The organism is Martelella sp. UBA3392 (genome assembly GCF_002358775.1).
Taxonomy (GTDB): Bacteria; Pseudomonadota; Alphaproteobacteria; order Rhizobiales; family Rhizobiaceae; genus Martelella; species Martelella mediterranea.
In genome coordinates, this window is record NZ_DEPM01000091.1 from 1 (window position 1) to 12,708 (window position 12,708).

Sequence of the window (12,708 nt, forward strand, 5' to 3'; positions counted from 1 at the left end):
GACGGTGGCGGCGGTGCGCCTGGCCGGCGGGCATACCGATATTCAGGAACTTCTCTGGACGGAGATAAAGGCGTTGCGCCAGCCTGGGCTAATCGACCACGGCGAATAGCTCGCCGGTGCCGAGGTTCTTGACCGTGGCGACGTTCGCACCGTCCCAGTAATAGGAAAAATGCTGCCCCTGCACCGGTATTCCGGCGACATCCGGCCAAAACAGGGCGACCGCCGAACCATCCGGATATCTGACGCTGCGATAGAGTATGCCGTTCGCATTTTCCGCGTGGAGTTCCGCGCCAAGCGCCTGCGGCCTGCGATAGTCGTCGGGATCGTAGAGCTCGGCAAAACGCGTCCGGTCGCTGACATCGTGGAGATTGGCGTCGAGCGTGCCGACGAGTTCGCGAAAATCGGAAGTCCAGCCGGGCATCTGGTTCGTGGCCGCCATGAATATGGCATGGTGATGTATGGTCTCGAACAGCGCGACCTCGATCCGGTCGCCGGCATAATAGACGCCGAACGAACCGTCGCTGAACCGGCTCGGCCGATCCGTCGAGGTGTGGACGAAGGGCGCCATCGCCCATGACGCGCCTTCTCCGGCGACCCGGCGCTCGGGCGGCACCAGATCGAGCATGCCGACGCTCTGGCTGACGCGCGGATTGGTCTTGGCCTCCGCCGACAGGATCGCGTCCCAGTCGGCCGGATCGGCGATATCCTCGAAGAGGTCGATCGGCGGGAAACGCGAACGGATGATCCGGTGGGTCTTTGCCCACCGCACGCGAACGATATCGGGCATGGTCAAGCTCAGCCGCCCCGGACGCTGTCGAGATAGCGCCGGACCCGCATGATATCGGTCAGTTCGCCGCCAAGCATGACGTCAAGCGCCGATGCGCCGCCGAAAGCCGCGTTTTCCCGCCGCACCCAGCCATAGATCCGGTCCGCATCCGTGAAGATGATCCGGAGCGCCTTGTGAATGCCCATCAGGTTGGAAAGCCGGGCCTTGAGGTCGCGGGGGATGCGCCCGATATCACCGCCCTTCCAGCGCGCCCATGTGCGCGGCGACAAGCCGCCCAACAGGATGCAGGCCTGGCTGTCGCTCATCCGCCAGCGCGCAAACAAATTGACCGCCGCCCGCGCCATCGCCTGCCCCTCCGCCTCGGTAATCTCGGGGGCGGCGGCCTGATGCGCGGTTTTTTCGATCACTTGCAGATGGGGCATGTTCGATCCCGTTATTGCCGTTTGGCGAAATATAGGTCTTATAACGCCATATGACAAGTCTGCCGCAGATTTACGGTTGGCCCGCGTTTGGTTTCAAACCCTTGACCTCGCGCGTTCACCTTACGATCTTCGGGGAAGACGCAAGGAAAAGATCATGGCCACCAGGAAACCGATATTGCCGGGCACCAGCAGCAGGCCGCTCGATCCCGATCTGGACGCCCTGCAATACGAAATCATGCAGGAGACGGCGCAGGCGTTGGGGCGGATTGGCGGACGGCTGGAGGAGGCGCTGGCGGCGCTCAGGCGTCACGACGAGACGCCGGGCTCCAATCAGGATCGCGATGAACTGGTGCAGGCGGCTGCCGACCGCGCCTTCGCGCTGTTCATCCAGCGCGACTATCTGGGGCTTCGCACCGACCATCATCTGAAGTCGACCTATGACATACCGCGCGAGGTGATGCTCAGGATCGGGGTGATGAAGAAGCGGGAGAAGGACGACGGGGTTTAAATATAGCGGGGGCTTCGAGCCATCGGTCAGAAACGCGTTGCGCAAAACAAAAACGCCCCGGTTTTGGGCCGGGGCGTTTGAGGACAGGGGGTGTCTTAATTCGCTGAGTGATGGAGGCGTTCAATCTCGTCTTTCAGGTGAAGTTTCCTGCGTTTGATCGATGCGATTTCCTGGTCGTGGCTGGACGGCGAAGCCATTATGTCGTGAAGCTTCCTCTCAAGTTCGGAATGCTTTTCCTCGAGTGCGGCAAGATGCGTCTGAACTGTCATTGCACACGTCCTTCCTTTGGTTTCGCGCCGCCGGATGCGGCGCCTCGTCATCAAAGTGCAATATCAGCATGCCATGATCGAAGACGTTTGTCGAAGGCGGAAATGTGATTTTGTGAGGGCATTTTGCCCCAGGCACGCGTGATCTCCCCGGCGCCTTGCTTTTCACCGAAAACGATTGATGCTAGAGCGTGTTTCGCCCGAAACGACGCATGGTCGGCGCGTGCCACATTCGTCGAATTTGTTGAAACAATGGAATGCCGATGAGCCCGATCAAGAATCCGCCAGTCGCCATCGTCATGGGGTCCCAGTCCGACTGGGAAACGATGAAGAACGCCGCCGACATTCTCGATATTCTCGACATCGATTACGATGCGCGGATCGTGTCCGCCCACCGCACGCCGGACCGCATGTATGAGTTCGCCCGCAGCGCCCGCGCCGAAGGCTTTCAGATCATCATCGCCGGTGCCGGCGGGGCGGCCCATCTGCCGGGCATGATGGCGGCGCTGACGCCGCTGCCGGTCTTCGGCGTACCGGTTCAGTCGCGCGCCTTGTCCGGCCAGGACAGCCTGTTGTCTATCGTGCAGATGCCGGCGGGCATACCCGTCGGAACGCTCGCCATCGGCAAGGCCGGCGCGGTCAATGCTGCGCTTCTGGCGGCTGCCGTCCTGGCGCTTGCCGATCCCGAGCTTGCGGGCAGGCTGGATGAATACCGCGTGCGCCAGGCGGCAAGCGTTGCCGAATACCCCATCGACAAGGACGAATGAGTTTCATGAAAACCATCGGTATCATCGGCGGCGGCCAGCTTGGCCGCATGCTGGCCATGGCGGCCGCCCGGCTTTCGATCCGCACCGTTATTCTGGAACCGCAGCAAGATTGCCCGGCCGCCCAGGTCGCAAACCGCCATATCGTGGCGGCTTATGATGACGAGGCGGCGCTTTTTGAACTTGCCGGCGCCTGTGAAGTGATCACCTATGAATTCGAAAACGTGCCGGAGAAAAGCGCGGCGATTCTCTCCGGCGAACGGCCGGTCTACCCGCCGGCGCGCGCGCTTTCCGTTTCGCAGGATCGGCTCACCGAAAAGACCTTCCTCAACGACAGCGGCATCGCCACCGCCGGGTTCCGTGCGGTCGATACGGCCGATGATTTGGCGCTAGCGCTCGAGGCATTTGGCGGAAGCGGCGTGTTGAAGACCCGGCGCTTCGGCTATGACGGCAAGGGTCAGTGGGTGTTTGACGGCAGCGGCAATAACCCGGAGGCCGCTTTTGCAGCGCTTGATGGCGCGCCCGCGATCTTCGAGGAGTGGATCGATTTCGACCGCGAGATCTCGGTGATTGCGGCGCGCGGCATGGACGGCACGATCGTTTGCTTCGACCCGGCCGAGAATGTGCATCGCGACGGCATCCTGCGAACCTCCACCGTCCCGGCCAATGTGTCTTCGCAGACCGGCGCGGCGGCCCGCGCGGCGGCGGAGCGGCTTCTGATCGGGCTCGATTATGTCGGCGTGCTGGGGCTGGAACTGTTCGTCGCCCGCGACGGCAGGCTGATCGCCAACGAATTCGCGCCGCGCGTCCACAATTCCGGCCACTGGACCGAGGCGGCCTGCGTTCTCTCCCAGTTCGAGCAGCATATCCGCGCCGTTTGCGGCCTGCCGCTGATCGACCCCGTCCGCCACAGCGATTGCGTTATGCACAACATCGTCGGCGACGATATGGAGCGGATCGGGGCGTGGATGACGACCGAAGGCGCGCTCGTGCATCTCTATGGCAAGGCTGAAACTCGGGCAGGGCGGAAAATGGGCCATGTCACCGTGCTGGAAAAGCGTCGCGACGGTTGACTTGGCGGCGATCATTCGCTAGGTAGCGGCCACTGTCGGGCGCGCTTTTTCAAGGCGCGCCTTTGAATGTCAATACTGACCGCCTTTACTGATCAGTCGAGAGCGGCACAAACAGCGGATCGAAAACATGAAGATCAAGAATTCGCTCAAGGCGCTCAAGTCCCGTCACCGGGAAAACCGTCTGGTGCGCCGCAAGGGCCGGGTATACATCATCAACAAGCAGAATCCGCGCTTCAAGGCCCGTCAGGGCTGAGAAAATCAACGCATTATCTGTTTGAATTTTCGCCATGACGGGATACCATTCCCGTCATGCGCTTTTCTATGTCCGCCATTCTGATACTCGCCGCTCTGGCCGCCGGCCCGCTGCCGGCGCTTGCCCAAGGCAACGCCGCGGACGAACAGGTTTCCGCGATGCCGGATGCGGTTGTCGAGTCCGACCCGCTTGACAGGCTTTACGACCGGCTGAAACGCACAAGCGATGCCGGACGGGCGGCCGACCTTGCCCGCCAGATCGACGAATATCTCGATCGCTCGCCGAGCCCCACGGTTTCCCTGCTGATCGAATGGTCGGATGATTCGGAAAACAATGGCCGCAGCGCAGCGGCGCTCGATTTCCTGTCGGAGGCGATTGCGCTGAGGCCGGACGAGGCCGCCCCCTACCGCAAGCGCGCCGTGCTCCATTACACCCATGGCGATCTCGAACGCGCCATGGACGATATCCGTACATCGCTTTCGCTGGAGCCGCGCGATTTCGGCGCGCTCGGCCTGATGGCGACGATCCTCGACAGGACCGGGCGGCAGGAGGCGTCGGTCGAAGTGTGGCGGCGCTATCTCGAATTCTATCCCGCCGACCGCGATGTCGCGGCCTTTGTGGAAAGCACGCTGAACGAGCGTGCGGGCAAGCGGATTTAACGGACTTCAGAAATGCATGACGTGGCGCAGCACCCGGTAGAGGAGGTGGAGCGCCAGCAGCGCCGCGCCGACGGCGATCGTCAGGTGTGAAAGCGGGCTCAAAAGGCTGCCCTCGATCGTGCCCGCGACGTCGGGATATTGATAGAGCAAGATGCGGATGGTGAGGCCCGCAAGCCCGACCACCACCAGCACGAGGCCGGCAAGTTTCATGATCCGATCTCCTGTCGCAAAAAGGGTAGAGATCGGTCTTTGCATGGCGGTATCGCCGCAATTGTCGTCACAAAAGACCGAAATAGCGAGGCGGCCCGCGAGCCGCCTCTTTCACTTCTTTATAATGTGCTTTTGTGGCGATTTAAGGCCGGTTCATTTTTCCTTCGATAGCGAGACGGAGATTGCATCGACCGGCGGCGCTTCGGAGATCAGCCCGTTTTCCGCCATGAACGCGCCGAATCGTTCATACCGCTCGGCATCGGTGGCGGCGGGACGCTTGGCGAAGCGGACGATCGATTCGGCGAAGGCCTGGCGGTTCAGCTCGTCGTCGAGATCGGGATAGGCTTTGGCAAAGCTCTCCCATGCCGCCTCCGGATGGTTGACGATGAAGACCGTCGCCTTTTCCACAGCATCGAGGAAGCGCGGCAGCCGGTCGTCGTCAAGCATGTCGCTGCGGGTCACGTAGATCAGCTCGTCATAGACCGGCACGCCATGCTCTTCCGGGAAGAAGGCCTTGCCTTCGTGGCCGGCGATCCGCATCTGCGGCAATTCGATATTGCGGAACGAGCCGATGGTCGCGTCGACCTGTTGCGAAAGCAGCGACTGGGTGAGCGCGAAATTGACGTTGATGAGGGTGATGTCGTCCTTGGTGAGGCCGGCGTTTTTCAGCATCGTGGCCACCACCGCGTCCTCGATCCCGGCCACCGAGAAGCCGATCTTCTTGCCCTTCAGGTCGGCGACGGATTTGATCGGCCCGTCTTTCAGCACCGTCAGCGTGTTGAGCGGGGTTGAGACCAGCGTGCCGAAGCGCACGATATCAATGCCGGCCTCGTGATCGAGATAGAGGTTGGGCTGGTAGTGAATGCCGATGTCGACCTTGCCGGTCGCCACCATGCGCGGCACCATCGACGGGTCGGATGGCGGCACCAGTTCCACGTCGAGCCCCTCATCAGCGAAATAGCCGTTTTCGGCGGCGATCACCAGCGGAGCGTGGTCGGGGTTTACATACCATTCGAGGATCACGTCGAGCTTATCGGCGGCGCTCGCCAGCCCGGGAGCCAGGGCAAGAGCGGCGGCGAAAGCGAGTTTCTTCAGCATGTCATTCTCCTGTTCGGTTGAGCCGGCCGCTCAATCCTCATGCGACCAGCGGGTGAAGAAGGGAGCGGCGAGATCCACCGCCTTTCGAAACAGCACGGCCTCGAGCGCGAGGATCAGCATGGCGGCGAACACGGTCTCGCTCTGCATGCGGGCATTGGCCTGGACCATGAGAAAGCCGAGCCCGCCGGCTGACCCCACCCATTCGCCGACCACCGCGCCGAGCGGAGCGAGCGGGGCCGCGATCCTGAGGCCGGAAAAAAGATGAGGGAGAGCCAGGGGCAGGCGGATGTGGCGCAACATCTCGAAATGCCCCGCGCCATCGAGCAGGGCCGCGGCCACGATTTCCGGATCGGTGCGCCTCAGCCCGTCGGCAAAACTGGAGGCGACGGGGAAGAACACGATGATCGTCGTCATCACCACCTTGGAGGCGATGCCGAAGCCGAACCAGAGCACCAGCATCGGCGCGATGACGAAGACGGGAAAGGATTGCAGCACCACCAGAACGGGCCAGATGAACCGTCCGATGCGGGGAAAGGCCGAGATGAAAATGGCCGCCGCCGCGCCGAAGACCGCGCCCATGGCAAAGCCCGCCAGGATTTCCCTGAGCGTCACCAGCGCCTCTTCAAGCAGCATCGCGTGGGCGGTCTGGAACTTCGCCAGCACGGCAAGCGGCGGCGGCAGGATATAGCGCGGCAGTTCGCCGAAAACGATGATCGCCTGCCAGAGCGCAAGGAGCCCGGCCACGATCGCGAAAAAGGTGAGTGCCGCCGAAAGGGTGCGCTTCAATCCCGCTCTCCCCGGCTAAACCGGGCAGCGGAGGCGTCAAAAGAGGCTGATTTTCTGGGCGTGTCGCTCAAGACCAAACTCCGTTCCTACGCCGGCATAACCCGGATCAGGTTCAAGGGTTCGGCCATCGGCCATCTCAGTGTCACGGACACACCCCTCGGATGCGTCTTCTATGCCGCGCGTCGGCGCGCCGGTCAAGGGGCTCGGTGGCGAAGTCGCGGACGCCGCTAATATAAACGCGTAGTGCCGAAAGGATTTGACAACGGATGCCGTTTCGACTTTCAACTTTTGGTATAGAGCCGTTTGCGGTTTTCAGCGGCGGTTCATAAAAAGGGTCATAAGAGGGGAAGGCGGCAGCGGCCGTCCAAGCGGAGGAAAACTCATGCTCATCGCCATCGTCATTGTGGCAGCGCTGTTCGGTATGCTCTTCGGTTTCGACCAGGGCGTGATTTCCGGGGCTCTGCCGTTCATCAAGCAGGACTTCACGGTTTCGGCCTTCATGGAGGGGGTGATCACCTCCGCCGTGCCGCTCGGCGCGGTGGCGGGCACGCTGCTTGCCATGGTCACCACCGACCGCTACGGGCGCAAGCCGATGCTGATCCTCGGCGCGCTGATCTTTCTGGTCGGCTCGCTGATTTCCGCGCTCGCCTTCAACCAGTATGTGCTGACCCTTGCCCGCCTGTTGATCGGCGTCGGCATCGGTGCCTCGGCCATGACCGCGCCGATGTTTCTGGCGGAAGTCGCGCCGGCGCGCATTCGCGGCACCATCGTCTCCGCCTTCCAGTTGATGATCACCATCGGCATCATGGTCTCCTACATGTCGGACGCGGCCTTTGGCGGATCGGGCGACTGGCGCTGGATGATCGGCGTCGGCGTGTTCCCGTCGATTGTGGCGCTGATCGGCATCCTGCTATCGCCGGAAACGCCGCGCTGGCTGACGCTCAATTCCAATGCCGACAAGGCGCGCGATATCATCGCGAAGCTGCAGCCGGAATCCTCGCCCGCCGAGGTTGACGAGATCATCGCCGAGATCCAGGAAAGCGCCAAGGACGAGGAGGCCGCCCCCGCCTGGAGCGCCTTCCTGAAGCGCGGGATCCTGCCGGTAACGAGCTTCGCCATGATCGTGTTCGTGCTGCAGCAGCTTTCCGGCATCAACGCGATCATCTATTACGCCCCGGAAATCTTCAAGAATGCCGGGTTTTCCGGCACCACGACCGATCTTCTGGCCACCGTCGGCATCGGCGTCGTCAATGTCGCGCTGACCGTGGTCGCGATGTATCTGGTGGAAAGCATGGGCCGGCGCAAGCTGTTGATCCTCGGCTTCATCGGAACCGCGCTGTCGATGGCGCTGGTGACCGTGGCGACGATGATGGATGTCGCGGCAACCCCCTATCTCGCCATGATCGGCATCTTCGCGTTCATCGCCTTTTTCGCCGTCAGTCTCGGCCCGTTGCCCTGGCTCTATATGGCGGAGCTGTTTCCGCTCAGGCTGAGGCCGCGCGGCATGGCGCTCGCCTCGATCGCCAACTGGTTCTTCAACTTCCTGGTGGCGCTGACGTTTCCGGAATTGCTGGCGGGCATCGGCATTGTCGGGACCTTCGCGATCTTCACCTTCTTCTGCGTCGTCGGCATCGTCTACGCGATCGCCGCAGCGCCCGAGACCAAGGGCATCACGCTCGAGGAAATCGAGGCGCGCACCGTGGCGGCCTGAGGGCGGCAGCGGCGTCCCACCAAAGGAAGCAATCCTCGCCCTGGCCTTCGCTCAGGGCGGGGCGCAATGGAGATGACGCCCCCGGCGCGGCCAGGCTGGCGCTTACCGCCAGTCGGAGTAGGAATGTTCTCCGCCCCGGTAGTCCGTGACCTCGTATTCGGCCTCTCCGGTTTGCTCCAGATAGGAAGGGCCGATTGGCGCCTTGCCCGCCCCGCCGGGAATATCAAGCACATAGGTCGGCATGCAGAGCCCTGAGATTGCGCCTTGCAGCGCCCGCATCAGCGCCTGGCCGCGCGCGATCGGCACGGCGAAATGGGCAACGCCCTTGGCCTTGTCGAGATGGTGCAGGTAATACGGCTTGACCCGGTTGGCGAGGAGCGCCTTGAACAGGGCCGCCAGCGTTTCGGCATCGTCGTTGATGCCCTTCAGCAGCACGGTCTGGGCGAACAGCGGAATGCCGCCATCGGCAAGGCGGGCGAGCCCGCCGCGCACTGCTGCCGTCAATTCGCGCGGATGGTTGATGTGGATGACGATATTGACCGTCTTGCCGGCCTGCTTCAGCGCATCGACCAGACCGTCGCTAATGCGCTCGGGCGTGACCAGCGGGGCGCGGGTGTGGATGCGGATTACGGCGACATGGCCGATTTCGCCAAGCGCCTTCATCAGCGCGGAAAGCCGGCGGTCGGAAAGCACCAGCGGATCGCCGCCCGACAGGATCACCTCCCAGATTTCGCTATGGACGCGGATATAGTCGAGCGCGGCCGCAAGCTCGTCCCGGTCAAGCGCCGCCTCCGGCTCGCCCACGGTTTCGCGGCGGAAGCAGAAACGGCAATAGACCTGGCAGGCATGGGTTGGCTTCAGCAGCACACGGTCGGGATAGCGGTGGGTGACGCCCTTGGCGCGTTCGAACGCGCCATCGCCGATCGGGTCTTCCATCTCGCCGTCATAGGCTTGAAGCTCGCGCGCATCCGGCACGAACTGGCGCGCCAGCGGATCATCGGCGGCCACAGTGTCGATCGCCGACAGGATATGGGCCGGTATGCGGATGCGGAAATCCTCCGCAACCCGCGCGATATCGCCCGCCGTCTCCGCCGGCACCAGCCCGCGCGCCACCAGCGCATCGGTGTCGGTTATCGCGGTTTTCGCTTTGCTCTCGGACATGGCCGCCCCGTCGCCGGTTTCGTTTGGGGCGTTCTAAACGGTTTGCTACGCCAAGCAAAGCCGGTCCGGTCCGGCGCGCACGTTTTCAAAACCTGCCAGGCGTTTCGCAAGCGTTAGGCATTTCACGGTTTTGGCATTGCCTTTCCGCAATCCGCTTTCGGCCGCGCGCTTGTCATTCTCCCGGATTTGCCCCACCATCCGGAGATGACAAAATGGCGCCCGAATCCCCGGCTGATCAAGCGGCCGGCCTATCTCTCCATTGCCGAACAGATCGCGGCCGCCGTGCGCAGCGGCCTGCTGATCGACGGCATGCGCCTGCCGCCGCAGCGCGAGATGGCGGCCGATCTCAAGGTGTCGGTGCAGACGATCAGCCGCGCCTATGAGGAATTGACGCGGCGCGGCATGGTGATCGGCGAGGTCGGGCGCGGGTCCTACATCAAGGCGGAACCGGTGGCGCCGGAGCGGCCGTATCTCACCGAGGGCGGCAGCGGCGTCATCGACCTTTCGATCCTGAAGCCGGTCTGCGAGAGCCGCAGCCTTGCCAAGTTCCGCGCGGCCTTCGCCGATCTCGGTGCCACCATGCCGCCGGAACTGGCGTTCTCGATGATGCCCAACGCGCTGTTCCAGCGCTACCGCATGGCCGGCGTCAACTGGCTGGCCGCCTGCGGGCTGAAGGTGCCGGCCCACGGCATCACGGTCACCAACGGCTCCAGCGATGCGATGACGGCGGCGTTCATGACAGTGGTGCCGGCCGGCGGCGCGCTGGCGGTGGAGGCTCTGACCCACCCGATGGTGCGCCCGCTCGCCGGCTATCTCGGCATCGATCTCGAAGGCGTGGAAGTCGATGGCGAGGGCATTGTGCCGGCCGCGCTGGAAGCCGTTGCCGGCCGCAAGCGTCTGCGGGCGATCTTCCTCCAGCCATCGGCCGCCGGCCCGCAGGCGCTGGTGATGAGCGCGCCGCGCCGCCGCGCGATCGCGGCGATTGCCCGCAGGCTCGATCTCGCCATCATCGAAAATGATGTGCTGGGACCGCTCGTCGAAAACCGCCCGCCGCCGGTCGCCGCCTTTGCGCCGGAGCGCACGGTCTACATGACCGACCTGTCCAAGAACACGATCCCCGGCTTGCGCTGCGGCTTCGTGGCCGCCCCTGATCGCTTCGCCGCCGCCGTTTCCAACCGTTATCTCGCGGCGAACTGGGTGGCGACACCGGTGATGGCGGAGATCGCCAGCCGCTGGATCCTCGATGGGACCGCGATCGAGCTCGTCAACTGGCAGCGCCAGGCGCTGATGCGCCGTCGCGCGATCGCGGAAAAAGCGCTCGCTGGCATCGCCTGCCGGATGACGCCCGGCGCGCTGCATGTCTGGATACCGCTGCCGGAGGGCCTCACCGAGGCGGCGATGGTCGAGCGGGCAAAAAGCCGGGGCGTTGCTGTCGCGGCCGGGTCGAGCTTCCATGTCGGCCGCGCCGCCGCGCCGCGGGCAATCCGGGTGGCGCTTGCCGCCTCGAGCGAGCTCGAACTCGCCTCGTCGCTGGCGCTGATCGCGGCCATCCTGAAGGGCGAGCGTCAGCTTCCCAAACCGGTGATGGTGTGAGGCGATGGCCGGAGCCCCTCTGAAGCCCCTGTTCACCCATGGAAGCCGCGAAGAGGCGGCCGACCGGCCCCTTGCGGCCGAGATGGCGGTGGCCATGAGCTATGGCGGCTCCACCCATGCGGTGATGATGGCGACGCCCGAAGACCTCGTCGATTTCGCCTATGGCTTCAGTCTGACGGAAAGCATCATCAGGGATGCTTGGGAGATCGAGGCAGTAGATGTCGTTGCCTTCGACAAGGGCATCGATGTGCAGATTACGCTGCGGGCGGATCGCTCCGAGGCGCTTGCCGCCCGCCGCCGTTCCATGGCCGGGCCTGTCGGCTGCGGACTTTGCGGGCTGGAGAGCATCGATGCGGCCGTGCGGGATGTGCCGAAAATCGCCGCCCCGGAGTTTCGCCTGCGGGTTGACGCGGTGAACGCCGCTGTGGAGGCGCTGTCGCGCGAGCAGCCGCTGTTTGCCGCCACCCGCGCGGTTCATGGCGCGGGCTTCTACCGTCCGGGCGATGGCATGCTGATGGTGCGCGAGGATGTTGGCCGCCATAACGCGCTCGACAAGCTGATCGGCGCCCTGGCGCGCGAGGACATTGATGCAGGCGCGGGTGCGATCGTCGTCAGCAGCCGGCTCTCGGTGGAAATGGTGCAGAAGGCGGCGATTGCCGGCAGCCCGGTGCTGATCGCGATTTCCGCGCCAACGGCGCTTGCCGTCGAGACCGCCGAGGCCGCCGGCGTCACGCTGATTGCCACGGCGCGCGGCGACGGCTTCAGCGTCTACACCGGCGCCGACCGGATCGTCGCAGCGGGGTCCGATGAAGGCTGAACTATCAGAGGTCATGTCGGCGGTATCGGACAGTCCGCTTATCAGGCCGCTTCTTGAAAACTGGCGCCTGATCGACCTTCCGGATTGCTGGCTGGTGGCCGGCGCGCTGGCGCAGACGGTCTGGAACCGCCGGTTCGGGATGGACCCGGCGCACGGCATCGCGGATATCGATATCGTCTATTTCGATGCCACCGACCTGTCGGAACGGGCGGAAGCCCGCCATGCCGCCCGTATCCGCGCGGCTTTTTCCGCTCTGCCGGCCTGGATCGACGTCAAGAACCAGGCCCGGGTGCATCTCTGGTACGGCGACCGTTTCGGCTTCGACATCGAAGCATATGACAGCGTCTCGGAGGCGATCACGACCTTTCCGACCACGGCCACCGCCTTCGGCATAAGACCGACGGGCGACGGCTTCGAATGCGATGCGCCCTTCGGTCTCGCCGATCTCCTCAACGCCGTCGTGCGCCCGAACAAGACGCAGGTGTCCCGCGAGGCCTATGAGAACAAGGTCGAGCGCTGGAAGACGCTGTGGCCGGATCTGACGGTGATCGGCTGGGATGGGTGAGGTGAAGCCCATAATCTCCCCCCTTGAGGGGGAGA

General features: G+C 63.8%; 16 protein-coding genes and 1 riboswitch. Of the genes, 9 read left to right on the forward strand and 7 right to left on the reverse strand.

From position 1 onward, the window contains the following. Window positions 1–88: 88 nt before the first annotated feature. Window positions 89–787 (reverse strand): RES family NAD+ phosphorylase, encoded by a 699-nt coding sequence (locus B4E36_RS06655; protein WP_292058924.1) that lies wholly within the window; start codon window positions 785–787, stop codon window positions 89–91. 8 nt (window positions 788–795) lie between these two features. Beyond that, window positions 796–1,209: an MbcA/ParS/Xre antitoxin family protein gene (locus tag B4E36_RS06660; protein ID WP_292058923.1), complete on the reverse strand. Its 414-nt coding sequence runs from the start codon at window positions 1,207–1,209 to the stop codon at window positions 796–798. A 154-nt stretch (window positions 1,210–1,363) separates the two neighbouring features. Here B4E36_RS06660 and B4E36_RS06665 point away from each other — a divergent pair, with 154 nt between their 5' ends. Then, a complete protein-coding gene (locus B4E36_RS06665) occupies window positions 1,364–1,717 on the forward strand; it encodes a DUF6665 family protein (RefSeq protein ID WP_018064351.1) in 354 nt (117 codons plus the stop codon). A 95-nt stretch (window positions 1,718–1,812) separates the two neighbouring features. Here B4E36_RS06665 and B4E36_RS06670 read toward each other — a convergent pair whose 3' ends face one another. Next, complete coding sequence (locus B4E36_RS06670; protein ID WP_414673741.1) at window positions 1,813–2,037, reverse strand: YdcH family protein; 225 nt, start codon at window positions 2,035–2,037, stop codon at window positions 1,813–1,815. Between the two features lie 203 nt (window positions 2,038–2,240). Between B4E36_RS06670 and purE the strand changes: the two genes are divergently transcribed. The 4 genes from purE (at window position 2,241) to B4E36_RS06690 (ending at window position 4,732) form a co-directional block, all read left to right on the forward strand. Continuing rightward, entirely contained in the window at window positions 2,241–2,750 is a 510-nt protein-coding gene (gene purE / locus B4E36_RS06675; RefSeq protein WP_018064353.1) for a 5-(carboxyamino)imidazole ribonucleotide mutase, read from the forward strand. Beyond that, window positions 2,747–3,820, forward strand: coding sequence for a 5-(carboxyamino)imidazole ribonucleotide synthase (locus B4E36_RS06680; protein ID WP_292058919.1), 1,074 nt, complete (start codon window positions 2,747–2,749; stop codon window positions 3,818–3,820). The genes purE and B4E36_RS06680 overlap by 4 nt, the downstream gene beginning before the upstream one ends. A gap of 127 nt (window positions 3,821–3,947) precedes the next feature. Further along, on the forward strand, window positions 3,948–4,073 hold the full coding sequence (ykgO, locus tag B4E36_RS06685) for a type B 50S ribosomal protein L36 (RefSeq protein ID WP_018064355.1): 126 nt from the start codon (window positions 3,948–3,950) through the stop codon (window positions 4,071–4,073). Between the two features lie 68 nt (window positions 4,074–4,141). Next, complete coding sequence (locus tag B4E36_RS06690; protein ID WP_292058916.1) at window positions 4,142–4,732, forward strand: tetratricopeptide repeat protein; 591 nt, start codon at window positions 4,142–4,144, stop codon at window positions 4,730–4,732. A gap of 6 nt (window positions 4,733–4,738) precedes the next feature. Here the strand turns inward: B4E36_RS06690 and B4E36_RS06695 are convergent, their stop codons facing one another. The 3 genes from B4E36_RS06695 to B4E36_RS06705 form a co-directional block, all read right to left on the reverse strand. Continuing rightward, complete coding sequence (locus B4E36_RS06695) at window positions 4,739–4,942, reverse strand: hypothetical protein (protein ID WP_292058914.1); 204 nt, start codon at window positions 4,940–4,942, stop codon at window positions 4,739–4,741. Between the two features lie 153 nt (window positions 4,943–5,095). Next, window positions 5,096–6,040 (reverse strand): ABC transporter substrate-binding protein, encoded by a 945-nt coding sequence (locus B4E36_RS06700; RefSeq protein ID WP_345900153.1) that lies wholly within the window; start codon window positions 6,038–6,040, stop codon window positions 5,096–5,098. Between the two features lie 30 nt (window positions 6,041–6,070). After that, on the reverse strand, window positions 6,071–6,826 hold the full coding sequence (locus B4E36_RS06705; RefSeq protein WP_292058910.1) for an ABC transporter permease: 756 nt from the start codon (window positions 6,824–6,826) through the stop codon (window positions 6,071–6,073). Between the two features lie 66 nt (window positions 6,827–6,892). Continuing rightward, window positions 6,893–6,994, reverse strand: a riboswitch (TPP riboswitch). Between the two features lie 214 nt (window positions 6,995–7,208). Here B4E36_RS06705 and B4E36_RS06710 point away from each other — a divergent pair. After that, window positions 7,209–8,537 carry a sugar porter family MFS transporter gene (locus tag B4E36_RS06710; RefSeq protein WP_345900154.1) on the forward strand — a complete coding sequence of 443 codons (1,329 nt, stop codon included), beginning with the start codon at window positions 7,209–7,211 and terminating at the stop codon, window positions 8,535–8,537. Between the two features lie 102 nt (window positions 8,538–8,639). On the opposite strand, the gene B4E36_RS06715 is transcribed toward B4E36_RS06710, so the two are convergent. Further along, entirely contained in the window at window positions 8,640–9,698 is a 1,059-nt protein-coding gene (locus B4E36_RS06715) for a lysine-2,3-aminomutase-like protein (protein WP_345900155.1), read from the reverse strand. A 204-nt stretch (window positions 9,699–9,902) separates the two neighbouring features. Here B4E36_RS06715 and B4E36_RS06720 point away from each other — a divergent pair, with 204 nt between their 5' ends. Genes B4E36_RS06720 through B4E36_RS06730 form a run of 3 tightly spaced genes read left to right on the forward strand, consistent with a single transcriptional unit; the run spans window position 9,903 to window position 12,673 of the window. Next, on the forward strand, window positions 9,903–11,291 hold the full coding sequence (locus tag B4E36_RS06720; protein ID WP_345900156.1) for a PLP-dependent aminotransferase family protein: 1,389 nt from the start codon (window positions 9,903–9,905) through the stop codon (window positions 11,289–11,291). Between the two features lie 4 nt (window positions 11,292–11,295). Next, window positions 11,296–12,108, forward strand: a complete 813-nt coding sequence (gene fdhD, locus B4E36_RS06725) for a formate dehydrogenase accessory sulfurtransferase FdhD (protein WP_414673742.1) — start codon at window positions 11,296–11,298, stop codon at window positions 12,106–12,108. 13 nt (window positions 12,109–12,121) lie between these two features. Then, entirely contained in the window at window positions 12,122–12,673 is a 552-nt protein-coding gene (locus B4E36_RS06730; protein ID WP_345900157.1) for a nucleotidyltransferase family protein, read from the forward strand. Window positions 12,674–12,708 lie beyond the last annotated feature (35 nt).

Bases quoted from the DNA above. Each gene is read 5' to 3' on its own strand.
- B4E36_RS06655 (WP_292058924.1), bottom strand. From the start codon at position 787: ATGCCCGATATCGTTCGCGTGCGGTGGGCAAAGACCCACCGGATCATC.
- B4E36_RS06660 (WP_292058923.1), bottom strand. From the start codon at position 1,209: ATGCCCCATCTGCAAGTGATCGAAAAAACCGCGCATCAGGCCGCCGCC.
- B4E36_RS06665 (WP_018064351.1), top strand. From the start codon at position 1,364: ATGGCCACCAGGAAACCGATATTGCCGGGCACCAGCAGCAGGCCGCTC.
- B4E36_RS06670 (WP_414673741.1), bottom strand. From the start codon at position 2,037: ATGACGAGGCGCCGCATCCGGCGGCGCGAAACCAAAGGAAGGACGTGT.
- purE (WP_018064353.1), top strand. From the start codon at position 2,241: ATGCCGATGAGCCCGATCAAGAATCCGCCAGTCGCCATCGTCATGGGG.
- B4E36_RS06680 (WP_292058919.1), top strand. From the start codon at position 2,747: ATGAGTTTCATGAAAACCATCGGTATCATCGGCGGCGGCCAGCTTGGC.
- ykgO (WP_018064355.1), top strand. From the start codon at position 3,948: ATGAAGATCAAGAATTCGCTCAAGGCGCTCAAGTCCCGTCACCGGGAA.
- B4E36_RS06690 (WP_292058916.1), top strand. From the start codon at position 4,142: ATGTCCGCCATTCTGATACTCGCCGCTCTGGCCGCCGGCCCGCTGCCG.
- B4E36_RS06695 (WP_292058914.1), bottom strand. From the start codon at position 4,942: ATGAAACTTGCCGGCCTCGTGCTGGTGGTGGTCGGGCTTGCGGGCCTC.
- B4E36_RS06700 (WP_345900153.1), bottom strand. From the start codon at position 6,040: ATGCTGAAGAAACTCGCTTTCGCCGCCGCTCTTGCCCTGGCTCCCGGG.
- B4E36_RS06710 (WP_345900154.1), top strand. From the start codon at position 7,209: ATGCTCATCGCCATCGTCATTGTGGCAGCGCTGTTCGGTATGCTCTTC.
- B4E36_RS06715 (WP_345900155.1), bottom strand. From the start codon at position 9,698: ATGTCCGAGAGCAAAGCGAAAACCGCGATAACCGACACCGATGCGCTG.
- B4E36_RS06720 (WP_345900156.1), top strand. From the start codon at position 9,903: ATGACAAAATGGCGCCCGAATCCCCGGCTGATCAAGCGGCCGGCCTAT.
- fdhD (WP_414673742.1), top strand. From the start codon at position 11,296: ATGGCCGGAGCCCCTCTGAAGCCCCTGTTCACCCATGGAAGCCGCGAA.
- B4E36_RS06730 (WP_345900157.1), top strand. From the start codon at position 12,122: ATGTCGGCGGTATCGGACAGTCCGCTTATCAGGCCGCTTCTTGAAAAC.